Source organism: Mucilaginibacter sp. CAU 1740 (genome assembly GCF_039839285.1).
Classification (GTDB): Bacteria; Bacteroidota; Bacteroidia; order Sphingobacteriales; family Sphingobacteriaceae; genus Mucilaginibacter.
Genome location: NZ_JBDOQS010000020.1, coordinates 12482 through 34719 on the forward strand (window position 1 = coordinate 12482; position 22238 = coordinate 34719).

Annotated in this window: 22 protein-coding genes; 8 read left to right on the forward strand and 14 right to left on the reverse strand. The window is 42.6% G+C overall.

The features are described 5' to 3' along the window. Nucleotides 1-83 precede the first annotated feature (83 nt). Entirely contained in the window at nt 84-596 is a 513-nt protein-coding gene (locus AAFN85_RS30210) for a hypothetical protein (RefSeq protein WP_347531702.1), read from the forward strand. Between the two features lie 149 nt (nt 597-745). Here the strand turns inward: AAFN85_RS30210 and AAFN85_RS30215 are convergent, their stop codons facing one another. From AAFN85_RS30215 to AAFN85_RS30240, 6 genes are all read right to left on the reverse strand, one after another. Then, the gene (locus tag AAFN85_RS30215; protein ID WP_347531703.1) at nt 746-1402 is read right to left on the reverse strand and encodes a carbonic anhydrase; all 657 of its coding nucleotides are present in this window, start codon (nt 1400-1402) and stop codon (nt 746-748) included. Nucleotides 1403-1420: 18 nt separating this feature from the next. After that, nucleotides 1421-2170: a YoaK family protein gene (locus AAFN85_RS30220; RefSeq protein ID WP_347531704.1), complete on the reverse strand. Its 750-nt coding sequence runs from the start codon at nt 2168-2170 to the stop codon at nt 1421-1423. A gap of 108 nt (nt 2171-2278) precedes the next feature. Next, a complete protein-coding gene (locus tag AAFN85_RS30225; protein ID WP_347531705.1) occupies nt 2279-2698 on the reverse strand; it encodes an energy transducer TonB in 420 nt (139 codons plus the stop codon). Nucleotides 2699-2849: 151 nt separating this feature from the next. Next, nucleotides 2850-3569 carry a carbonate dehydratase gene (can, locus tag AAFN85_RS30230; RefSeq protein ID WP_347531706.1) on the reverse strand — a complete coding sequence of 240 codons (720 nt, stop codon included), beginning with the start codon at nt 3567-3569 and terminating at the stop codon, nt 2850-2852. A 14-nt stretch (nt 3570-3583) separates the two neighbouring features. Further along, nucleotides 3584-5161: a SulP family inorganic anion transporter gene (locus tag AAFN85_RS30235; RefSeq protein WP_347531783.1), complete on the reverse strand. Its 1578-nt coding sequence runs from the start codon at nt 5159-5161 to the stop codon at nt 3584-3586. A 103-nt stretch (nt 5162-5264) separates the two neighbouring features. Beyond that, nucleotides 5265-5597, reverse strand: a complete 333-nt coding sequence (locus tag AAFN85_RS30240) for a hypothetical protein (RefSeq protein WP_347531707.1) — start codon at nt 5595-5597, stop codon at nt 5265-5267. Between the two features lie 365 nt (nt 5598-5962). Here AAFN85_RS30240 and AAFN85_RS30245 point away from each other — a divergent pair, with 365 nt between their 5' ends. Both AAFN85_RS30245 and AAFN85_RS30250 read left to right on the forward strand, forming a co-directional pair. Further along, entirely contained in the window at nt 5963-7459 is a 1497-nt protein-coding gene (locus AAFN85_RS30245; protein ID WP_347531784.1) for an acyl-CoA carboxylase subunit beta, read from the forward strand. Between the two features lie 389 nt (nt 7460-7848). Continuing rightward, on the forward strand, nt 7849-8277 hold the full coding sequence (locus tag AAFN85_RS30250; protein ID WP_347531708.1) for a GNAT family N-acetyltransferase: 429 nt from the start codon (nt 7849-7851) through the stop codon (nt 8275-8277). Here AAFN85_RS30250 and AAFN85_RS30255 read toward each other — a convergent pair. Continuing rightward, nucleotides 8252-9148, reverse strand: coding sequence for a DUF6340 family protein (locus AAFN85_RS30255; protein WP_347531709.1), 897 nt, complete (start codon nt 9146-9148; stop codon nt 8252-8254). The two genes, AAFN85_RS30250 and AAFN85_RS30255, sit on opposite strands and share 26 nt — an antisense overlap. A gap of 229 nt (nt 9149-9377) precedes the next feature. Between AAFN85_RS30255 and AAFN85_RS30260 the strand changes: the two genes are divergently transcribed. Together AAFN85_RS30260 and AAFN85_RS30265 are read left to right on the forward strand one after the other, a co-directional pair. Further along, nucleotides 9378-10493 carry a M42 family metallopeptidase gene (locus tag AAFN85_RS30260; RefSeq protein WP_347531710.1) on the forward strand — a complete coding sequence of 372 codons (1116 nt, stop codon included), beginning with the start codon at nt 9378-9380 and terminating at the stop codon, nt 10491-10493. A gap of 98 nt (nt 10494-10591) precedes the next feature. Further along, complete coding sequence (locus AAFN85_RS30265; protein ID WP_347531711.1) at nt 10592-11494, forward strand: sugar phosphate nucleotidyltransferase; 903 nt, start codon at nt 10592-10594, stop codon at nt 11492-11494. A gap of 86 nt (nt 11495-11580) precedes the next feature. On the opposite strand, the gene AAFN85_RS30270 is transcribed toward AAFN85_RS30265, so the two are convergent. Further along, entirely contained in the window at nt 11581-11964 is a 384-nt protein-coding gene (locus tag AAFN85_RS30270) for a hypothetical protein (RefSeq protein WP_347531712.1), read from the reverse strand. A gap of 324 nt (nt 11965-12288) precedes the next feature. Between AAFN85_RS30270 and AAFN85_RS30275 the strand changes: the two genes are divergently transcribed. Both AAFN85_RS30275 and tnpA read left to right on the forward strand, forming a co-directional pair. Next, nucleotides 12289-14553 carry a TIM-barrel domain-containing protein gene (locus AAFN85_RS30275; RefSeq protein ID WP_347531713.1) on the forward strand — a complete coding sequence of 755 codons (2265 nt, stop codon included), beginning with the start codon at nt 12289-12291 and terminating at the stop codon, nt 14551-14553. Between the two features lie 44 nt (nt 14554-14597). Next, nucleotides 14598-15062, forward strand: a complete 465-nt coding sequence (gene tnpA / locus AAFN85_RS30280) for an IS200/IS605 family transposase (protein WP_347531714.1) — start codon at nt 14598-14600, stop codon at nt 15060-15062. Between the two features lie 300 nt (nt 15063-15362). On the opposite strand, the gene dnaK is transcribed toward tnpA, so the two are convergent. Continuing rightward, nucleotides 15363-17264 carry a molecular chaperone DnaK gene (dnaK, locus tag AAFN85_RS30285; RefSeq protein ID WP_347531715.1) on the reverse strand — a complete coding sequence of 634 codons (1902 nt, stop codon included), beginning with the start codon at nt 17262-17264 and terminating at the stop codon, nt 15363-15365. Between the two features lie 697 nt (nt 17265-17961). Between dnaK and AAFN85_RS30290 the strand changes: the two genes are divergently transcribed. After that, the gene (locus AAFN85_RS30290) at nt 17962-18477 is read left to right on the forward strand and encodes a GNAT family N-acetyltransferase (protein ID WP_347531716.1); all 516 of its coding nucleotides are present in this window, start codon (nt 17962-17964) and stop codon (nt 18475-18477) included. 317 nt (nt 18478-18794) lie between these two features. On the opposite strand, the gene rplQ is transcribed toward AAFN85_RS30290, so the two are convergent. The 5 genes from rplQ to rpsM form a co-directional block, all read right to left on the reverse strand. Beyond that, nucleotides 18795-19346 carry a 50S ribosomal protein L17 gene (gene rplQ, locus AAFN85_RS30295; RefSeq protein WP_347531717.1) on the reverse strand — a complete coding sequence of 184 codons (552 nt, stop codon included), beginning with the start codon at nt 19344-19346 and terminating at the stop codon, nt 18795-18797. Nucleotides 19347-19487: 141 nt separating this feature from the next. Continuing rightward, nucleotides 19488-20480, reverse strand: coding sequence for a DNA-directed RNA polymerase subunit alpha (locus AAFN85_RS30300; protein WP_022833265.1), 993 nt, complete (start codon nt 20478-20480; stop codon nt 19488-19490). A 177-nt stretch (nt 20481-20657) separates the two neighbouring features. Beyond that, nucleotides 20658-21266 carry a 30S ribosomal protein S4 gene (rpsD, locus tag AAFN85_RS30305; RefSeq protein ID WP_347531718.1) on the reverse strand — a complete coding sequence of 203 codons (609 nt, stop codon included), beginning with the start codon at nt 21264-21266 and terminating at the stop codon, nt 20658-20660. A gap of 65 nt (nt 21267-21331) precedes the next feature. Further along, nucleotides 21332-21721, reverse strand: a complete 390-nt coding sequence (gene rpsK / locus AAFN85_RS30310; protein ID WP_112574505.1) for a 30S ribosomal protein S11 — start codon at nt 21719-21721, stop codon at nt 21332-21334. Nucleotides 21722-21858: 137 nt separating this feature from the next. Beyond that, nucleotides 21859-22236, reverse strand: coding sequence for a 30S ribosomal protein S13 (rpsM, locus tag AAFN85_RS30315; RefSeq protein WP_347531719.1), 378 nt, complete (start codon nt 22234-22236; stop codon nt 21859-21861). Nucleotides 22237-22238 lie beyond the last annotated feature (2 nt).

Genomic DNA, 22238 nt, shown 5'->3' on the forward strand with positions numbered 1-22238 from the left:
TTAGTTGCAAAGAGTGAAAAACCGTATGACTGGCTTGGACATGGCATGTACTTTTGGGAAAACAATCTTGAAAGAGCCTGGAAATGGCAGAAGACAAGCAGAAACGCGGTAAAATAGAACGAGCAGCGGTAATAGGTGCGGTATTACATTTAGGGAATTGCCTTGATTTTTTAGACAGCAAATACATTGAACTTGTTGCTATCTATTATGAATTGATGGAAGCTAATTATAAAGCGCTCGGCAAAGAGCTGCCTCAAAACAGAGACGTTTTAAAAGATCGACATAAAGATAGATTGTTACGTGAATTAGATTGCTCCACTATCGAGTTCATGCATGAGCAGGTTTTCTCTCAATTTCAGGAAGAAACGACAAATACTGGAGGCTTTACAAATATTAAGCTTTTCGATTCAACAAGAGGTGTTTTTATGGAAGGAGGGGAAGCATTTCCTGGTTCTGCTATCAGCAAGAAAAGTCATATCCAGATTTGCATCCGAAATTTGAATTGCATTAAAGGATTTTTCTTACCCCGCAATGAAAGAGACTTTGTTACTGATCTGCAACAAGAATATACAATAAAGCCTCCTATTGTTAAATAGCGTTACAAGCTAAATCAAAAATCTTTTTTCCTGCTTACGCCTTTTTGATTCTCCAATAATTAGAAAAAGGGGAAGTTCACTGATAATAATATCAATGGACTTCCCTTTTTTATTATACGCTTTCCCTCCCCCTTCAGGGGGCCAGGGGCTTATTTAAACTTAAACACAGCATCCATATTCTCATTGCTGGATGTGCTTACTTTCATATCATTAATAACACCGGTGCTGAGGCTGTAAACCCAGCCATGTACAGCAAGCGGCTGACCGTTTGCCCAGGCGTTTTGTACTATCGATGTTTTGCATAGGTTGTTAACGTTCTCGATCACGTTTAACTCAACCAGGCGGTTGCTCCGTTCGGTTTCGTTTTCGATGGCATCAAGCTCGTCGGCGTGTAAACGGTAAACGTCTTTAATGTGGCGCAGCCAGTTATCAATCAGGCCGAACTGGTTGTTACCCATAGCGGCATTTACACCACCGCAGCCGTAATGGCCGGTTACAATTACGTGTTTTACTTTCAATACGTTCACCGCGTAATCCAGTACAGATAACATGTTCATGTCCGAGTGGATCACCATATTGGCAATGTTACGGTGCACAAAGATCTCGCCCGGAGCGGTGTTGGTGATCTGGTTGGCAGGCACACGGCTATCGGCGCAACCTATCCACAATACGGGCGGTTTTTGGCCGTTGGCGAGTTTATCAAAGTATTCCGGATCTTCGGCTAAGGCACCGGCGATGAACTTTTTGTTTCCTTCCAGCAGGCCTTCGTAGGTGATGTGGCTGGTGTCGTGAATTTCAGAACTCATAGTTTAAAGATTGATGTTTTAAGATGCGGTTTGGCGTTTGCCCGATGCAAACATACGGCTTAGTTTATGCAAAGCAAGCGGCGAAACGTCATAATACATTATGGTAAGCAAAATTACGGGGATGAAGTAAAATACGGTAAACTCGTACAGGTCGAAAAAGTAACCGCCAACCAGTCCTCCAAATAAATAAAAGCCCAATACAGTACACCTGATCAGGATCTTATTCTCTACCGGTTTAACATCTTTGGTTGTGGGGTGAAAACGCTCGGCCACCTCGCTGCCCAAATCGGTAAACAAGCCGGTTAAATGGCTCGATTTGATCAGTCCGCCCGATATGTTTGATACCAAACTATTCTGCAATCCCATCGAAAATAAAACGGCGCAGATCACTATCTCGCGCTCGGTATCAGTTTCCTTATAAAAGTTATGACCGTAGATGGCAACGGCCAGCAATATAATAGCCTCGATCACCATAGGAGTTGAATTTGCCCTCCACCGACTCTTATCGCTGAACGACCGGATAATAAAGCTGGATACAAACGCTCCTGCAAAAAACATCAGCAGCCATACTACAAAAATGATCATCTGGTGGTAGTTCTGCTCAACAATATGCTTAGCAAGGTTGGCCACATGCCCGGTAACGTTGGATGTAAACACCAAAAAAGCCAGCATCCCGGCTACATTGGTAACACCGGCCACAAAGGCGGTAGATGAGGCCAGCATCAGGTTTTCTTTTAGGGTACGTTGATCTTTTATTGCTTTAAGCATAGCTGTTTACGGCACGTGGTGCTCTGTTAAAATTACAAAAATCTTAACCGAATCAGCGGGTGCTTGTTTGAGGCTACTGATAATATTTTAAACAGAAAGGGAGTAATACTATGGCTTCGGTAGTTTAAAGTAGATAGGTACTGCATATTGAAACCTCACAGCAGCGCCATTTTGCATTGCCGTTTGCCACTTAGGTGATAATTTCAATAAACGTAAAGCTTCCTTACCCATTTCAGGTGTCGGGCTTCTGATTATTTTAATATCGGTAAGGCTGCCATCACGCTCAACAACAAAAGTGGCAATGACCCTTCCTTCAATTTTGGCTATCTTATCTTTTTCAGGATATTTTACATTTTTATCAATGAACTTAGTAAACTCAGTTACACCACCCGTAAATTCCGGAACTTTCTCTGCTGAACTAAAAATGGCATTGGGATTTGTTTCCGGCACTTGTTTAACATCGCTGCTTTGAGCATCGCAAAATGAGACTGAGCCGATCAAGAAAAACAATATTGCAAATATTTTCATATCATAAATATACACCATTGGCTCAACCGGCAAATATTAAAAACAATAATGCACAAAAAAATCCCGGCAACTTCCTAAGTACCGGGATCAACTTAACAATCAAACCTCCCTCCGCCCCTTACAGCGTCGGAAGCACTGATCAAATTATATTTTAGTGCGCAGTGGTTGCTGCTTCCACATCAAACTCGTACATATAGCCAAGGTTATCCGAGCTGCTGCTGCTTACTTTTAGGTCTTTCACCAAACCGCTGGCCAGGTCAATAACCCAGCCGTGCACTTCCAGATCGTGGCGTATTTTCCAGGCATTTTGGATAATGGTGGTTTTGCACAGGTTATACACCTGCTCTGTAACGTTCAGCTCAACCAGGCGGTTAACTTTCGCGGTTTGGTCGGTAATGCGGTCAAGTTCGTGGGCGTGTAAACGGTAAACATCTTTAATGTGGCGCAACCAGTTATCTATCAAACCAAATTGTTTGTGGCTCATAGCGGCAGCAACGCCACCGCAGCCGTAATGGCCGGCTACAATAACGTGCTTTACCTTAAGTACGTTCACGGCGTAATCCAACACACTTAGCATGTTCATATCCGAGTGTACACATACGTTGGCAATGTTGCGGTGTACAAACACTTCGCCCGGTTTTGTGCCGGTTACCTCATTGGCCGGTACACGGCTGTCTGAACAACCTATCCACAGCACTTCGGGGCTTTGGCCCTTCGCCAGGTTTTTGAAAAACTCACTATCTTCAGATAGCTTACGCTCAACCCAGGCGGCGTTGTTTTTTATTAATTGATTATAGCTTTCTGATTGGGCCAGTTTCAAACTGCTGGTATCTATAGCGGCTTTGCCGTTTTTATTTTCTTGTGTTGACATTGTTTCTTCTGTTTTTAGTTAGGATTATAAATCAGTTCTTTTAAAGGAGGTACATCGTACTTTTCCTTTACATCTTGCAATTGCACTATAATGCCCTTGGTGTAGGCATTATGCTTATAGTTATGGATGATCTCCAATACATCAGGGTCGATGTAGCGAGAGTTCGATCCGTCAATCACCACTTCACTGCCTTCGGGTAAGCTGGTAAGCGTTACCTGTATGGCGGCTTTATTCAGGAAGGATACTTCTTCGGCCAGCTTTAGTTTGATAACTTCCTTGCTGCCATTTTTTTCAATTCGATAAAAATAAGGGTTGCGTAAATTGGTGCGCAGAATGTAAAAGACCCCTACCAGCATGCCTATACCTACGCCAATAAGCAGATCTGTCATTACTACTGCCACAATAGTTACCACAAATGGGATAAACTGGCTCAAGCCCTGGTGCCACATGTGCTTGAAAAGGCTTATACGAGCCAGTTTATACCCAGTCATCAGCAGGATCGCTGCCAGACACGACAGCGGGATATGGTTAATCAAGGCCGGAATTGCCAATAATGCAACCAATAATAACATACCATGAATAATAGCACTCATTTTTGTACGTGCTCCGGCATTTACGTTGGCCGATGAACGTACAATAACGGCAGTCATGGGTAAACCGCCAAGCATACCGCTAACTATATTACCCACACCCTGGGCAAGCAGTTCGCGGTTGGTTGGCGAAATTCTTTTAATAGGATCTATTTTATCTACAGCTTCAAGGCTCAGCAGGGTTTCCAAACTGGCCACAATGGCAATAGTGGCAGCAGTTATCCAAACTTGTTTATTACCTATCTGGCTAAAATCCGGCGATTTAAACAGGCCAAAAAACTCAGCACTGCTATTTACCAGCGGAATGCGTACAAACTGCTTATCAAGCAAGGCAAGACTGGTTCCGGAAAAAGCCAGACTCAAAACAATACCGGCCACTACCACCAATAAAGGGGCGGGTACCACAGCCAGCTTCTTAAACTTAGGCCAGTAGATCATAAATGCCAACGATACCAGGGCAATGACCACGGCGCCGTAGTTTATTCGGGCAAAGGCCCGCGTAATACCCGAAAATGTATTATGATCATCGGCCTGGCTAAAGCCTTCGTCGCCTTCAAAATCGGCATCGTAACCAACAGCATGAGGGAACTGTTTCATGATGAGGATAATGCCTATCGCCGCCAGCATCCCTTCAATAACCGATGAGGGGAAGTAATTGGCAATGGTACCGGCTTTGATCAACCCTAAGATGATCTGGATAACACCGGCTATAACAATGGCCAGTAAAAAGACATCATAAGCACCTAACGATTTGATTCCGTTCAAAACGATCACGGTTAAACCAGCCGCCGGTCCGGCAACACTCAGTTGCGAACCGCTTAGAGTACCTACTATAATACCACCTAAAATACCGGTTAAAATACCGGAAAAAAGCGGCGCGCCCGAGGCCAGCGCAATACCTAAACACAGCGGCAAAGCCACCAGGAATACTACGATACTTGAAGGAATGTCCCTTTTTAAATTTTTGGACAAAAAATATTTTTTCAGGTTGAGATTGCCCATAGCAGACTCACCTTGCTTGATTTGCATAAGAATGAAATTGTAAGATTGTAAAATGATTAAAAAGCGTTGCTATCCGGATAGGGAAGTATCCGGTTAAATCATTTTATACGTTGGGAGGGGGCGTGGGCACAACAGGGTGATACACCTGTTTATATAATGCGTTTTCCTGGTTATGGAGAACTTTAGATTCGGTTATGTAGGTGATGAAGCTAACGGTGTGGAAGTCATAATCATCGAAGGTTTTTTTCTCCTTCATCAAATCTTTTTCGGGGCTATCCTTTTCAGTTTTGCTTTCCTGCTCCAGCTGGAGGATCACCGCGCTCACCGTTTTATTATCCAGAAACAAAAATACCGGAGCAAGCGAAATGCCCATCTTCACCACGAAGACAGCCATAAAAAGCGCCACTACCCATATTTTATTATTCCGGATTTTCATCTCACACAAATATATAAAAAAATGGTTGGCAATAGTTGTGGCGTGAAGGAAAATCGCTTTTAAATTTAAAAGCTGTTAGGAGGCACCTACGGAGCCAAAAATCGTTCTTATAATTTGTCTATAAACATGGTACTCCTACGGAGTTATATGGCGAATATCCCAAACTCCGTAGGAGTACCGTGTTTATAGGATTTTATTTGTTTAATATTTTGGCTCCGTAGGTGCCTCCTTTTTAAAAGCTATTTTCTGCTATCCTGTATGATCAAAACTAATCTTACAATATAATTACTATTTTTAGCTAATTACTAATAACCTGAATTGTGGATAAAAAGCTTGAGTTACTACGCGCCAAACGTGAGGAGGCCATGCAGGGCGGCGGCGCACACCGTATTGAAAGTCAGCATAAAAAAGGAAAATTAACAGCACGCGAGCGGTTGCACTTTTTACTGGATGAAGGCTCGTTTCAGGAGATAGGGATGCTGGTTACCCACCGCTCTGTAGACTTCGGGATGGAGAAAGAAAAATATCCCGGCGATGGCGTTGTTACCGGTTATGGTACTATAAACGGCAGGTTGGTATATGTTTTCTCGCAGGATTTTACCGTATTCGGCGGCTCGCTGTCCGAAACCCATGCCGAAAAGATCTGCAAAGTAATGGATCTTGCCCTTAAAAACGGCGCGCCATTCGTCGGCCTGAATGATTCGGGCGGGGCACGCATCCAGGAGGGTGTGGTATCATTAGGTGGTTATGCCGATATCTTTTACCGCAATACCATGGCATCGGGCGTTATCCCGCAAATCTCGGCTATTATGGGGCCTTGCGCAGGCGGCGCTGTTTACTCGCCTGCCATTACCGATTTTATTTTGATGGTTGAGCATACGTCTTATATGTTTGTAACCGGGCCGAACGTTGTTAAAACGGTAACGCACGAGGTAGTAACTTCCGAAGAATTGGGTGGGGCTAATACCCACGCTACCAAATCGGGCGTTACCCATTTTGCCTGCGCTAATGAAATAGCCGCTATTCAACATATCAAACAGTTATTAAGCTATATGCCTCAGAATTGTGAGGATAGAGCGCCTGCCCTACCATACGAAACAGGTGACGAACTTCGCCCTAAGCTGAATACCCTCCTGCCCGCTGTAGCTTCAACTCCATATGATATCCGCGAGGTTATTGAACAGGTTATAGATCAAAATTCTTTTTTAGAAGTACATAAAGATTTTGCTGAGAATATTGTGGTAGGCTTTGCCCGGTTGGCAGGCCGCAGCATCGGTATTGTAGCCAATCAACCGGCGTTTTTAGCAGGGGTTCTTGATATCCATTCCTCAACCAAGGCAGCACGTTTTGTACGCTTTTGCGATTGCTTTAATATTCCCCTGCTGGTGTTTGAAGATGTACCCGGCTTTTTACCCGGTACCGACCAGGAATGGAATGCCATTATCACCAACGGTGCTAAACTATTATATGCTTTTTGCGAGGCTACGGTTCCACGCGTTACCGTAATTACCCGCAAAGCTTACGGTGGTGCTTACGACGTGATGAACTCCAAACACATCGGTGCCGATATGAATTTCGCCTGGCCATCGGCCGAGATAGCTGTAATGGGTGCCAAAGGTGCTGCCGAGATCATTTTTAAACGCGAGATCAGCAAGGCGGAAGACCATGAGGCTAAATGGCTGGAAATGGAACAACTATACTCCGATACGTTCGCCAACCCCTACCGTGCTGCCGAACGTGGCTTTATTGATGAAGTGATCGAGCCTGCCGAAACGAGGGTTAAACTGATCCAGGCCTTTAAAATGCTGGAGAATAAAGTGGTGAATAATCCGAGGAAAAAGCATGGGAATATTCCTCTTTAAAAAGAGGTGAAAGGCGAAAGGTTAAAGGCAAAAGATAGCCCTTGAGTATTAAGAAATGTCATTGCGAGGTACGAAGCAATCGCTCGGAGGCAAATCCGCCCTGTATAGTTCGCGATTGCTTCGTACCTACCCATGACAAGTTAAAAAGGGTTGTCATGCTGAGCTTGTCGAAGCATGGAGGGCAGGGCCTCTGCACGCGCCCCTTCGACGAGCTCAGGGTGACAGGCCGACCCGCCTAATGTCATATAATCCTTCGGAGGCGACCGCTTTTACTTACTTGCAAGGACGGCTTTTTTACCACTTCACCTTGTTCAACAATTTGGCACTTTCAAAAAAAACCTTTTACCTTTCGCTTTTATCTTTTTACCTCCAAAATCTACCTCAAGAAAATGGTTGTTATCGAACAGATCCGTCCCGAACTTACCTGGAAATTAAGGCAGCAAGTACTATACCCCGAAAGTAATTTATCTGAAATAGCAATGGAAGAAGATAATCACGGCTACCACTTCGCCGCGTTTAAGGATAATCATATCGTAGCCGTTGTATCACTGTTTAATAAAGATAACGACTGGCAGTTTCGCAAGTTCGCCGTCGATGCCAGCGTACAAAGTATCGGCATAGGCAAAACCATGCTGCAACATATTACCGATTTCGCCACTACCGGCGGTGGCACCCGGCTATGGTGCAACGCCCGGGATACAGCCATCGGTTTTTATTTAAAATACGGTTTTGCCCACACTGGTCAGCTATTTTCAAAAAACGGGTTCAATTACGAGATCCTCGAAAAGCAACTTACTCCTTCATCAAATCAGCAATAATGGCTTTAGCGTAATCATTGGGTTGTTTTTGGTTGGATACCTTTGCCACGTCAAGCGCGGCCTCAATATCGCCCTGGGCTTCGTAAACAACTGCCAAATTATAAGCCGCCCTACTGGCCAGTTTAGTATCTGCACCATCAATAAGCGGATTTAGGACCTGGAAGGCTTTATCAAATTTGCCTGTTTTGATTAAATCTACAGATGTTTGGAGCTGATCTCCATTGGTGTACAGGGGCCTGTCGTGGTAATCGGTATAGGGCAAATAATCCTTCAATGCATCCAGGGCTGAGTTTCTGATGGCATCATACAGCGGGCCGCCATGGGCAAGCAAGCTTGAGGCATTACCATAACCATTTTCGTCCTGTATAGGCGCTTTGCCCTGTAGCTTTCTAAAATAAAGTCCATTAGCTTCGGTCAATAAAAAAGTTGTATTAAGCATCATGGTACGGTAAACAATAGGCTGGCCATTATAGTATTCGCGTTCCCAAACGGTTTCAGTTTTAAAATCCTCAAACGAAAGCACGTAGCGTGCTTTATATTTTTGAGCTATGGCTTTTGCCGAATCGGTATTGGCTGCAAAATTTACTGAATCAACCAGTTGCACTACCCTTACTCCCGGAAGCGCATGTAATTGCAGCGCCACATCCCTTATAGCTGTATAAGCGCCCGCCTTTAATGAGGTCAGCACTCTCTTATTACGGGTGCGGGTTGAATCGGGCATGTAATGGTTAATGATCACAATGGTTGTGCGCCCGGTGTGGAACTGCATTTTAGGAGCATAATCAACCGGAACATTTACATATTGTGGCACGCTGCATGAGGCCAGGAAGCCGGCAGCAAATAGGATCAGAATAAACTTAAACAATTTCACTTTAATAGTTTTAATAGTGGGCGAAAGTTATGACATAAGCATGAATGCATCATGAATAGCACGTCATTTTTATATCAAAACACTTCGGTGGTATAATTGTGACTAATTTTTTTCAAAAACGTTTAATTAGCTGATCAAATATCGTAGAAGTTAATTAACCCGCAATTTTAGGGCAATATCATCCGCTTTGTTATATTTGCTTTATTACATAACTGTTTGAAATATAAACATGGCTAAAAAGAAAACTGACGCTCCACAGCATACTCCCATAGTAAACGAAACTTCGCTCTCTTTTTTCGAAAAATATATTAACAACGCCTCGCCTACCGGTTTTGAATGGAAAGGCCAGGAACTTTGGCTCGAATACTTAAAACCATATATCGATACACATTATGTTGACAACTACGGCACCGCAGTTGGTATCATCAACCCAAAAGCCGATTACAAAGTAGTTATCGAAGCACACGCTGATGAAATTTCATGGTTTGTAAATTATATCACCAGCGATGGTTTGATCTACGTGATCCGCAATGGCGGTTCTGACCACCAGATAGCACCGTCAAAACGTGTAAACATCCATACCGATAATGGCGTGGTCAAAGCCGTTTTTGGCTGGCCTGCTATCCACACCCGTTTAGGCGGCGAAAAGGAAGAAGCCCCTACCCTTAAAAACATCTTTTTAGATTGCGGTTGCACCTCAAAAGAAGAGGTTGAAAAACTGGGTATCCACGTAGGTTGCGTGATCACTTATGAGGATGAGTTCATGATCCTTAATGATCGTTACTATGTTGGTCGCGCGTTGGATAACCGTGCCGGTGGTTTTATGATTGCCGAGGTTGCCCGTTTATTGAAAGAGAACAACGTTAAATTGCCATTCGGTCTATACATCGTTAACGCGGTGCAGGAAGAGATAGGTTTGCGTGGTGCCGAGATGATAGCCCACAAAATAAAACCTAACGTAGCTATTGTTACCGATGTTACGCACGACACGCAAACGCCGATGATCAACAAAATTGTACAGGGCGATCTGGCCTGCGGTAAAGGTCCGGTAGTATCATACGCCCCGGCGGTACAAAACAACCTGAACAAATTACTGATAGATAGTGCTCAAAAAGCGGGGATCCCATTCCAGCGCCAGGCTTCGTCACGCTCAACCGGTACTGATACTGATGCATTCGCTTACTCAAACGATGGTGTTCCATCGGCATTGATCTCATTGCCGCTACGCTACATGCATACTACTGTGGAGATGATCCATAAAGAGGATGTTGACAATGTGATCAGGATGATTTATGAAACATTGCTGAATATCGAGGCTGGGCAAGATTTCAGGTATATTAAATAATTAATAAAAAAATCATCCGGTAAAACAATTGGGTGATTTTTTCATTACCACATAAAATTAAACGCAAACAAATTTACCCCAAAAAAACAAGTCTATTTATGAAGCCAACCTTATTGATACTCGCGGCAGGCATGGCAAGCCGCTACGGAAGCATGAAACAAGTTGACGGTTTTGGCCCCAACGGCGAAACCATTATTGACTATTCTATATACGACGCTATAAAAGCCGGTTTTGGTAAAGTAACATTTATCATCCGCGAAGAGTTTGTAGATAGCTTTAAAGCTATTTTTGAACCGAAACTTGCTGGCCGCGTTGAAACCGATTACGTATTTCAAAGTTTCGATCTTAAACAGTTTGGTATTGATAAAGAAATTGAACGCGCTAAACCATGGGGCACAGCCCACGCTGTATTAGCCGCCCGCAACCAGGTTAACGAACCTTTTTGTGTAATTAATGCCGATGACTACTACGGTTACGAAGCATTTGAAAAAATGGCGAAATTTTTAACTACCGAAGTTAAAGATGACCTATACTCATTAGTGGGCTACCAAATTGACCGTACTTTATCTGATTACGGCTCAGTATCACGCGGCGTATGTAAAGTAGGCGACGACGGCAACATGATCGAAATTAACGAACGTACCGAAGTTTACTTTAAAGAAGACGGCAGCGTAGCTTACAAAGATGCTACCGGCGAGCACGCACTTCCAAACGATACCCGTGTATCTATGAACTTCTGGGGCTTTACCCCGGCCATTTTTAAACAAAGCGAGCAAATGTTTGTGGACTTTGTGGCTGCTAATGAAAACAATCCTAAAGCAGAGTTCTTTATCCCGCTTGCTGCCGATAAATTGATTAAAGATGGCACAGCGGCATTTAAAGTGATCCCAACCGGTTCAAAATGGTTTGGTGTTACTTATAAAGAAGATAAACCTATCGTACAGAAAAGTATTTCTGACCTGGTAACTAACGGTGTTTATCCTGCAAAACTTTGGGACTAAATATTTAGTATCCGCATATAAAAAAAACTCCCGTAGGCTTACCTAACGGGAGTTTTCTTTTTTATATGGTTATCTGTGACTATTAATTACTGTACAATGAAGAATGATTGCTGATCGCCATCGTGATAAATGTGCAGGGTTTTAGTAACCACCTGGTTGTTTGAATTGATCTGGATCTTATAATCGCCATCGGCCAGTTCACTCAATACGTAACCTTTGGCCGCGTCTGTTTTGGTTGATACGTAATCTTTCAGCAAAAGCTCGTTCTCTTTGCTATAAACGCGTACAAATGATTTACCGCTCTCTGATTTGGCAAAATCCATTTTGATACCACGATCGTTGCCCAACACGCTGAAGCTTACAACTTCTTTAACTTTAGGGGTAACATCGGCAGCTTTAGCGGCTGTAGTAGCAAAAACACCTGCGCTTAATAATAAAAACAATGCTGATAATTTTATTGAGGTTTTCATGATCTTGAATATTTTAATGTTGTTGATTTTGTGTGTTTGTTATTTTCAATGATCAAATGAACAACATTAATTTCACCTGCTAAAAAGCGTTATACCAGCGCCTTAAACTTATAGACCAATAGCTAAAAGCATTCGGCGAACGCTAAAAACATACTAATTATCAATATTTTACGAGTTTATCGAAAGTTTCGGGGAGTTGATCGGTTGGATCGGGCGGTTGGTCGGATCAGGGTCATCCGAATGTATCAAATACACATTTTATAAAACCAATAAAAGTTAGTGGGGTTGCTTTATAAGCCTACAAATTAAACAGGCACTTAAAGCATGAAGGCAGAGATCATAGGCAACGTACAAGGCTTTAAACAACATGATGGTATTCTAACTATCAAAACCGCCGAAGCCGAAGCAAGGGTTTACATCTACAGCCCTACTATTATCCGGATCAACATCAGCAAACAACATAGGGAAACTGATGAATCGTTTGCGGTGATCCACCAGCCCCTGGCAGATTTTGATTTTGATGAATCGTCGGCTTATATTGATATCATTACCTCGGCCCTGAAACTACGCATCCATAAATCGCCCTTAAGGTTTAACTTTTTCACTAATACAGGTAAACCCTTAAGTGCCGATGATGAGCGTTATGGCACCATCTGGCAAGGTGAACGGGTTATTACCTACCGTAAAATTTATGAGGATGAAAAATTCATCGGTCTCGGCGAAAAAGCCGGTGATTTGAACCGACGCGGCAGCTCATACACCAACTGGAATACCGATGCGGTAGATTACACGCCCAAAACCGATCCGCTTTATAAAACCTTCCCATTCTTTATCGGCCTGCACAGCGGCCTTACCTACGGGTTATTTTTTGATAATACCCATAAAAGTTATTTCGATTTCGGTGCATCAACCGATGAGCAAATGAGCTGGTTTGGTGCCGATGGCGGTGATATGAACTATTACTTTTTTGGCGCGCAGGGCGTAGCACAAATTATTGAGGATTACACCTGGCTTACCGGCCGCATGGAAATGCCTCCGCTTTGGAGTTTAGGCTACCAGCAATGCCGCTGGAGTTACATGAGTGCCGATGAAGTGTTGAACATTGCCAAAACATTTCGCGTTAAGCAGATCCCTGCCGATGTGATCTACTGCGATATCGATTATATGGACGGGTTCAAGATCTTCACCTGGAATAAGAAAACATTCCCTAAGCCTAAAAAAATGATGGACGAGTTAAAGCAGATGGGCTTTAAACTGGCTACCATTGTTGATCCGGGTATTAAAATAGAAGAAGGCTATACGCAATACAATGAGGGCGTAGCGAAAGGCTACTTCGCCACCTATCCGGATGGAGAAAATTACACCGGCTACGTGTGGCCGGGCCGCTGCCACTTCCCCGATTTTTTCAGGGAAGATGTACGTGAGTGGTGGGGTGCGGCCTTCACTGCCCTTACCGATCCCGGCGTTGAAGGTTTTTGGAATGATATGAACGAGCCTGCCGTTTGGAACCAAAACATCCCCTGGATGGTAAAATTCGGCGATAAATACTTGCCCGAAGTGCGCAATGCTTACGGCATGGAAATGGCCCGCGCCACATATGATGGCACCAGGAAAATATTAGGTAATAAACGCCCATTTGTACTTACCCGTGCGGCTTATGCCGGCACACAACGCTATTCGGCCATTTGGACGGGCGATAATAACGGTACCGATGAGCATTTGTTATTCGGGCAGCGACTGGTGAATAGTTTAGGCATTACCGGGATGAGTTTTGTAGGCGTTGATATCGGCGGTTTCAGCGGCAACCCTACGCCCGAGCTAATGGTGCGCTGGAACTCGCTGGGTACTTATACCCCAATGTTCCGTAATCATGCCATACAGGGCAGTAAAATGCGTGAGCCTTGGGAATGGGGTGAAGCGTATGAGCAGATCATCAAAAAAGATATTGAGCAACGGTATAAGATGCTCCCCTATATCTATTCAGGCTTTTATCAATCCGCACAAACAGGAATGCCCCTAAGTCGTACGCTGGCCATTGATTATACTAATAATGAGCACATATTCGACACCCGTTTTCAAAATCAGTTTATGTTTGGTGATGCCCTTTTGGTAGTCCCGGTTATAAGCACCGAACTTACCGCGGATGTTTATCTGCCCGAAGGATCATGGTACCGTTTTGGCTCGGATCAGATTTATGAGGGTGGCCAGATAGTTAATGTACCCTCTCCCCTAACCGATTTACCTGTATTTGTAAAAGCAGGGGGAATAATTCCCATGCAAGGCATCGTACAAAATACAAACGAGGCGGGTGATGGTGTTTTATATATCCATGTTTGGAATGGAGGTGAACCTAATAGCTTTGTTTATTATGAAGATGACGGAACATCGTATGATTATGAGCAGGGTGGTTATTATAAGCGGGGGATTAGCTTCGATCCGGCCAGAAAGATGGTTAGCTTATCTGCAGTTGAAGGTGGATTTAAATCACGTTTTGCATCCATCAAATTTGTATTGCATGGATTTGAGAAAGTGCAATTAAAGGATGATGTGGTTGAGAATTTGACAGAAGAAATCGCAATTGAATTTTAGTGATTTTATAGAATGCTGATTATATTGGGCTAAATATTTTAACCATGGCCAATACCTTTTCACAGATCTATCTTCAGTTTGTTTTTGCTGTTAAAGGCAGGGAAAGCCTTATTTCAAAAAGTAATAAGGAGGAGTTGCATAAGTATATTACGTCATTGGTTCAGGCCCGCGGTGTAAAGTTAATCGCTATAAATTGTATGCCAGATCACATACACCTATTTGTAGGCTTTAAACCTACCATATTAATTTCTGATTTCGTAAAAGAAATTAAGGTGCAAAGCAATGAATTTATTAATAGCAAAGGTTGGATAAAAGGTAAATTTAGATGGCAGGAAGGATATGGTGTTTTCTCTTACTCACACTCACATATCAATATAGTTGTTAATTACATTCAAAACCAGGAAGCCCATCATCAGAAAAAAACATTCAAACAGGAATATATGGGATTGCTAAAGAAATTTGAAATTCCGTTTGAAGATGAATATTTATTTGATTTTATTGAGCAATAAATAAAACGTTTCCAATAAAATAGGATGGCGTAGAACGGGGCACCTACGGAGCCAAAAAACACTACTTTTTTGCTATAAACACGGTACCCCTACGGGGTTAAAGCACAATTTCGCCACAGGCATTTTAATCCGCTTGGCGACTCCGTTAGGAGTCACGTGTTTATAGCATGATCTGAGTTAAAATTTTCGGCTCCGTAGGTGCCTCGTAATATACTTCATGCCATTCCAAACTTCATCCCACAAAAAAGCCCGGTCTGGAACTAACCAAACCGGGCTTTTATATCATCGAAACGAAATTAATTATTTCACTTCTTCAAAATCAACATCGGTAACTGTATCCGAGTTATCCTGCGGACCTGCACCCGGCTGACCATCACCTGGCGCACCTTGTGCACCACCTTCAGCAGCTTTGTACATATCTTCAGATGCAGCAGTCCAGGCTGTGTTAAGCTCGGTTTGTGCAGCTTCAATAGCGTCAAAGTTTTTAGCTGAGTAAGCTTCTTTCAATTTAGCTAAGCCAGCTTCGATAGGAGCTTTTTTATCAGCAGGGATCTTATCACCGTACTCTTTCAATTGTTTTTCTGTAGAGAAGATCAGGGCATCGGCACCGTTCAGTTTTTCAACTTCTTCTTTTGCCTTTTTGTCAGCATCAGCATTTGCTTCAGCTTCGTCTTTCATCTTTTTGATCTCGGCATCAGTTAAGCCAGATGAAGCTTCGATACGGATTTTTTGCTCTTTACCGGTAGCTTTATCTTTAGCAGATACGTGCAGGATACCGTTGGCATCAATATCGAAAGTTACTTCAATTTGAGGCACACCACGAGGTGCTGGTGGAATACCATCCAGGTGGAAACGGCCGATAGTACGGTTACCCGCAGCCATTGGGCGCTCGCCTTGTAAAATGTGGATCTCAACAGATGGCTGGCTATCGCTGGCAGTTGAGAAAGTTTCAGATTTTTTAGTAGGGATAGTAGTGTTCGATTCGATCAATTTAGTCATTACACCACCCATAGTTTCAATACCTAATGAAAGCGGGGTAACGTCTAACAACAATACATCCTTAACCTCACCGGTTAATACACCACCTTGAATAGCAGCACCGATAGCAACAACCTCATCAGGGTTAACACCTTTTGAAGGAGCTTTGCCGAAGAATTTTTCAACAGCTTCCTGGATAGCAGGGATACGGGTTGAACCACCTACCAAAATTACTTCGTCGATATCAGAAGTGCTTAAACCAGCGTTTTTCAAAGCCGATTTACAAGGATCAATAGTACGTTTGATCAAGCTATCAGCCAGTTGCTCAAATTTAGCGCGACTTAAAGTTTTTACTAAGTGCTTAGGCATGCCATCAACAGCAGTGATGTATGGCAAGTTAATTTCAGTTTGTGCTGAGCTTGATAACTCAATTTTAGCTTTCTCGGCCGATTCTTTTAAGCGTTGTAAAGCCATTGGGTCTTTACGCAGGTCAATACCTTCGTCGCTTTTAAATTCTTCTGCCAACCAGTCGATGATAACCTGGTCAAAGTCGTCACCACCTAAGTGCGTATCACCATCGGTTGATTTTACTTCGAAAACGCCATCACCCAACTCCAGGATAGATACGTCATGCGTACCACCACCGCAGTCAAACACAGCAATTTTCATATCCTTGTGCGCTTTATCAAAACCGTAAGCCAAAGCAGCAGCAGTAGGCTCGTTAATGATACGACGAACTTTCAAACCAGCAATTTCACCGGCTTCCTTAGTAGCCTGGCGCTGAGCATCGTTAAAGTAAGCAGGAACGGTAATAACCGCTTCAGTTACTTCAGTACCTAAAAAGTCTTCAGCAGTTTTCTTCATTTTCTGAAGGATCATTGCCGAAATTTCTTGCGGGGTATATTTACGGTCGCCAATTTCAACACGTGGGGTGTTGTTGTCACCTTTAACTACGTTATAAGGTACACGGGCCGCTTCACTTGTAACTTCATTAAACTGGTTACCCATAAAGCGTTTAATTGACGAAATGGTTTTGGTAGGGTTTGTGATTGCCTGACGTTTTGCAGGATCACCAACTTTACGTTCGCCATTATCAATAAAAGCTACTACAGACGGCGTAGTACGTTTACCCTCGCTGTTAGCTATAACTACAGGCTCGTTGCCTTCCATTACAGCAACGCAGGAGTTGGTTGTTCCTAAGTCGATTCCAATTATTTTAGACATATATGATTGTTTTTTCTTTTTTGATTTATTGTTTACTAACCACCGCTATTTATCAATGCCTGTGCCAATGTGCCAATGGCAGTAAAAATTGGCTTACATTGTCAGTTCATGAACAAGGCGACAGATTGGCTTACATTGCAATGACAGGTTGGCAGAAAGTTTTGAGGCGAAAGGGAAAAGGTTAAAGGCGAAGGGCCGTCATTATGCTTGCATAATTGACAGTATATCGCAAAAGTATAAAACGTTTGTAACGTTGTCTGAACCGGAGTTTATAGAATTAAACAATTAACAAAATGCCGATCAAAATAAATAGATCCATTCATTTGTTTAACCCAGATTCACACAAAATCAACTGCAAACTGCCCTCTCAAAACTGCAAACTGATAATGGCGTTCCCGTTAGCCAACGGGCGGGCTATCCGCTGCAAGTCCTCGCTTTGCCAACGCTCATTCCCTCCCGCGCTGTGGCGCTCTGCTCCTATCCCTAACGCAAACTTCGTTCCTGCAACTTACTACAGGTTCTAACAAAATTCCCTACATTTATAATAACAAAACAACCGCCTCTGTTACTTAACAAACCAAACAGGCATATCTTATTGCCTGGAATTGCATAACAAACAGCCTCAACCCTACGGCTGTACATTCACTTTCAAAAAAGCGAACTGAATTTTTATTGTTATTTAATTCCAAATACTACCATGTTTTTTATCGAATCAGAACGGCTTAAAATGCTGCCGTTAACACATCATCAATTATTACTACTTAAACAAAACAGGGAAACCTTCGAACTATCTATCGGCTTAACCCCATCGGCCATGAATATTGATCCATTTTATATGAAAGAGATCGACGATGCTTTCGATAATTTCTGGCTCCCTAATACCCTCGCTTACCCTGATCAATACCTTTGGTACACCGATTGGGAGATCATCCTGAAAAGCACCAACACAGTAATAGGCGGCATGGGCTTCGCCGGGTATCCAAATGACCAAGGCAAAGCAGAGATCGGTTACATGATCGATGCTAATCAGCAAAATAAAGGTTTCGCTACCGAGGCCTTGCAACTACTCTCGCGATGGGCATTTACGCACGATTTTGTTAAGGCAATTATTGTGCATACTTATGCTGATAACTTGTCATCAAGAAGGATATTGGAAAAATGTGGGTTTGCGTTAGTGGAAGATATTGAGGGCTTACTAACCTATCGCATTTAATATCGACAATCTGCCGCGGGTTTAGCGCAGCGTAACCCGTGGTGTAAAACAGGTTAAGTCTCTGACTTAACCCCAATAAATCAACATATCACCTACAGCTGTTGTAGCACCGCGTAGCCGATGGCAAATAGTGGATCGTTTAGTTTGTGGCTATTTTCTGCTACTTAAGTCAGAGACTTAAGTGATTTTATACCACGGGTTACGCTGCGCTAAACCCGCGGCAGCTAAGTAACAGCAGATGGCAAATTAAGTCAAAACAAAAGCGGCCCGCTCAAATGAGCGGGCCGCTTTCAGTATCTGTTAAGATGAATAATTAATTATTCGCCTTTTTCAGCGTTCTCTTCGTTTTCAGAAGTTGCAGGTGCTTCAGCAGCTGGTTCTTCTTTAACGTCTTCAACTACTACAGCTTCCTCTGCAACCGGAGCAGCAGTTTTAGCTTTTGCAGCGCCAGAACCACCACGACGACGGGTTGATTTCTTAGCAGGAGCAGCAGCGTCATTACCGTAAACAGTGTTGTAATCAACAAGCTCGATGATTGCCATTTCAGCGTTATCGCCTAAACGGTTTTCTAACTTGATGATACGGGTGTAACCACCTGGGCGGTTAGCGATTTTCTCAGCAATCTCGCGGAACAAGATCGAAGTAGCATCTTTATCCTGCAGATAGCTAAATACTGTACGACGTGAGTGCGTAGTATCGTTTTTTGATTTTGTTAAAAGTGGCTCAACATAACCGCGTAAAACTTTTGCTTTTGCTAATGTTGTAGTGATACGCTTGTGTAAAATAAGCGAAGTTGCCATGTTAGCCAGCATCGCTTTGCGGTGGCTGGTAGTACGGCCTAAGTGATTGTTTTTGTTTCCGTGTCTCATTGTTTTATATATTTCACGTGCATACCGTTGGGCGATTATCTCAAGCCCTCGGAATTATGCTTTCGCTTAATTAATATTCATTCAAAAAAAGAGAGGTTTGAAACAAGAACTAATCTCTTATCTCAAACCTCTAATCTCTTATTATTCCTCGTCTAACTTAAATTTAGACAGGTTCATACCAAAAGATAAACCTTTTGATTTAACCAGGTCCTGAATCTCAGTTAACGATTTTTTACCGAAGTTCCTGAATTTCAACATATCAGCAACATCATACGATACTAAATCTGCAAGGCTGCGGATATCAGCAGCTTTCAAACAGTTAAGGGCACGTACAGATAGGTCAAGATCAACCAGTTCGGTTTTAAGGATCTTGCGCATGTGCAAGATCTCTTCGTCAACCTCTTTAGTTTCTTCTTTAGCCTGTGCTTCAAGCATCATGTTTTCATCGCTGAACAGCATGAAGTGTTGGATCAGAATTTTAGCTGCTTCTTTCAAAGCATCTTCAGGGTGGATCGAACCATCAGTAGCAATATCCAATACTAATTTTTCATAGTCGGTTTTTTGCTCAACACGATAGTTTTCGATAGTATATTTTACGTTTTTGATCGGTGTATAGATCGAATCGATAGCGATAACACCAACGTTAGCGTCAGGATTTTTGTTCTCCTCGCTTGGTACGTAACCACGGCCTTTACCCACAGTAAGCTCAACTTCAAGCGTTACCGAAGGATCCATGTTGCAAAGTACCAGATCAGGATTTAATACAGTAAAGTTGTTTGAGAATTTGGTGATATCTCCAGCTTTGAAAGCATCCTGGCCATTTACAATAACAAATATTTTCTCGCTGTCGCCAGATTCGCCTGTTTTCTTAAAACGAACTTGTTTAAGGTTAAGGATGATCTCGGTTACGTCTTCAACAACACCCTTGATGGTTGAAAATTCATGCGTAACTCCCGAAAAACGTACAGAAGTGATAGCAAAACCTTCAAGAGATGAAAGTAAGATACGACGCAGAGCATTACCAATGGTTACACCGAAACCTGGTTCTAACGGACGAAATTCAAACGTACCATCAAAATCATTTGCTTTCTGCATGATAACCTTGTCTGGTTTTTGAAATGCTAAAATTGCCATTTATATCCTTTATTTATTGTTTACTTGATAATTGATTTGCGATATGAGATTTGAGATGTGAGATTTCTCTGCTGTTCAAACGTTTATCCAAACCTTTTGTTTGTGATTTGCATATATACGAAAACCAGAAATGAGATTTGAAAAAACTTCCAAATCTCACATCTGATATCTCATATCTTATTTAGAGTACAACTCGACGATCAGGTTTTCCTTGATGTTTTCAGGGATCTCATCGCGGTTAGGGTAGTTAAGGAACTTACCTGTTAAGGCAGCTGCATCCCATTCTAACCAGCTGTATTTGTTGATTCTTCTGCCGGCTACCGAAGTAGTGATAGCTTCTAATGATTTAGATTTTTCACGTACAGCAACCACATCACCAGCTTTCAATGCGTATGAAGCGATGTTTACAACACTACCGTTAACGGTGATGTGTTTGTGGTTAACTAACTGACGAGCTGCAGAACGTGTAGGAGCAATACCTAAACGGAAAACAGCGTTATCTAAACGAGCTTCCAAAAATTTCAAAAGGTTTTCACCAGTGATACCTTCTTTAGCTGATGCACGGTGAAACAAGTTTTCGAACTGACGCTCTAATACACCGTAAGTGTATTTAACTTTTTGTTTCTCTTGCAACTGAGTTGAATACTCAGATTGTTTACCACGACGTTTTGAAGCACCATGTTGGCCCGGTGGGTAGTTTTTACGATCTAACGCTTTATCCGGACCGAAGATCGGCTCACGGAAACGACGGGCAATTTTGGATTTTGGTCCTGTATATCTGGCCATTTTGTGTTGTTCTTAAAGTATCATGCAGCCTGAAGCCACTGAATCTTAGCTTTAAAATCTGTTAATTAAACTCTTCTTCTTTTTGAAGGACGACAACCGTTGTGCGGAAGCGGTGTAATATCTTTAATCGTAGTTACTTCGATACCTGCAGTTTGCAAAGTACGGATAGCTGACTCACGACCGGCACCAGGGCCTTTTACAAATACTTCAACTTTACGTAAACCTAAGTCATATGCAACTTTACCGCAATCGGCAGCAGCCTGACCGGCAGCGTAAGGGGTATTCTTTTTTGAACCTTTGAAACCCATTTTACCTGCAGACGACCATGAAATAGCCTGGCCTGTTTTGTTGGTAAGGGTGATGATGATGTTGTTGAAAGTAGCATTGATGTGCGCTTCGCCAACCGGCTCAACAATCACAATGCGTTTCTTGGTTACTTTTTTAGCTTTAGCCATTTTTTTAATCTGTTACTTACGAATTACTGGATCAATTCTATGATCCGGACCCGTAAAAATTACTTAATGAGGTAATCCTGATGTTTTGAAGTTATCAAGCGGCTGTTAACCATTCGCTAACCTCTAAGCACCAATCACTATTTAGTAGCTTTCTTTTTGTTAGCAACTGTTTTACGTTTTCCTTTACGGGTACGTGAGTTGTTTTTAGTACGCTGACCACGTAATGGTAAACCTTTACGGTGACGTGTACCACGGTAGCAACCAATATCCATCAAACGTTTAATGTTAAGCTGTACTTCAGAACGTAAAGCACCTTCAACTTTAATTTGATCGTTGATGATACCACGTATTGCAGCTAACTGATCATCGGTCCAATCTTGTACTTTGATATTAACGTCAATACCTGCTTCAGCTAAAATTCTTTGAGCTGTTGAGCGGCCAATGCCGAAAATGTAAGTAAGTCCGATCTCTCCTCTTTTATTCTTTGGTAAATCAATACCTGAAATCCTTGCCATAT

What these genes read in the sequence shown, in the direction of transcription:
- AAFN85_RS30210 (WP_347531702.1), top strand. Translation starts at nt 84, where the DNA reads ATGGCAGAAGACAAGCAGAAACGCGGTAAAATAGAACGAGCAGCGGTA.
- AAFN85_RS30215 (WP_347531703.1), bottom strand. Translation starts at nt 1,402, where the DNA reads ATGAGTTCTGAAATTCACGACACCAGCCACATCACCTACGAAGGCCTG.
- AAFN85_RS30220 (WP_347531704.1), bottom strand. Translation starts at nt 2,170, where the DNA reads ATGCTTAAAGCAATAAAAGATCAACGTACCCTAAAAGAAAACCTGATG.
- AAFN85_RS30225 (WP_347531705.1), bottom strand. Translation starts at nt 2,698, where the DNA reads ATGAAAATATTTGCAATATTGTTTTTCTTGATCGGCTCAGTCTCATTT.
- can (WP_347531706.1), bottom strand. Translation starts at nt 3,569, where the DNA reads ATGTCAACACAAGAAAATAAAAACGGCAAAGCCGCTATAGATACCAGC.
- AAFN85_RS30235 (WP_347531783.1), bottom strand. Translation starts at nt 5,161, where the DNA reads ATGGGCAATCTCAACCTGAAAAAATATTTTTTGTCCAAAAATTTAAAA.
- AAFN85_RS30240 (WP_347531707.1), bottom strand. Translation starts at nt 5,597, where the DNA reads ATGAAAATCCGGAATAATAAAATATGGGTAGTGGCGCTTTTTATGGCT.
- AAFN85_RS30245 (WP_347531784.1), top strand. Translation starts at nt 5,963, where the DNA reads ATGCAGGGCGGCGGCGCACACCGTATTGAAAGTCAGCATAAAAAAGGA.
- AAFN85_RS30250 (WP_347531708.1), top strand. Translation starts at nt 7,849, where the DNA reads ATGGTTGTTATCGAACAGATCCGTCCCGAACTTACCTGGAAATTAAGG.
- AAFN85_RS30260 (WP_347531710.1), top strand. Translation starts at nt 9,378, where the DNA reads ATGGCTAAAAAGAAAACTGACGCTCCACAGCATACTCCCATAGTAAAC.
- AAFN85_RS30265 (WP_347531711.1), top strand. Translation starts at nt 10,592, where the DNA reads ATGAAGCCAACCTTATTGATACTCGCGGCAGGCATGGCAAGCCGCTAC.
- AAFN85_RS30270 (WP_347531712.1), bottom strand. Translation starts at nt 11,964, where the DNA reads ATGAAAACCTCAATAAAATTATCAGCATTGTTTTTATTATTAAGCGCA.
- AAFN85_RS30275 (WP_347531713.1), top strand. Translation starts at nt 12,289, where the DNA reads ATGAAGGCAGAGATCATAGGCAACGTACAAGGCTTTAAACAACATGAT.
- tnpA (WP_347531714.1), top strand. Translation starts at nt 14,598, where the DNA reads ATGGCCAATACCTTTTCACAGATCTATCTTCAGTTTGTTTTTGCTGTT.
- dnaK (WP_347531715.1), bottom strand. Translation starts at nt 17,264, where the DNA reads ATGTCTAAAATAATTGGAATCGACTTAGGAACAACCAACTCCTGCGTT.
- AAFN85_RS30290 (WP_347531716.1), top strand. Translation starts at nt 17,962, where the DNA reads ATGTTTTTTATCGAATCAGAACGGCTTAAAATGCTGCCGTTAACACAT.
- rplQ (WP_347531717.1), bottom strand. Translation starts at nt 19,346, where the DNA reads ATGAGACACGGAAACAAAAACAATCACTTAGGCCGTACTACCAGCCAC.
- AAFN85_RS30300 (WP_022833265.1), bottom strand. Translation starts at nt 20,480, where the DNA reads ATGGCAATTTTAGCATTTCAAAAACCAGACAAGGTTATCATGCAGAAA.
- rpsD (WP_347531718.1), bottom strand. Translation starts at nt 21,266, where the DNA reads ATGGCCAGATATACAGGACCAAAATCCAAAATTGCCCGTCGTTTCCGT.
- rpsK (WP_112574505.1), bottom strand. Translation starts at nt 21,721, where the DNA reads ATGGCTAAAGCTAAAAAAGTAACCAAGAAACGCATTGTGATTGTTGAG.
- rpsM (WP_347531719.1), bottom strand. Translation starts at nt 22,236, where the DNA reads ATGGCAAGGATTTCAGGTATTGATTTACCAAAGAATAAAAGAGGAGAG.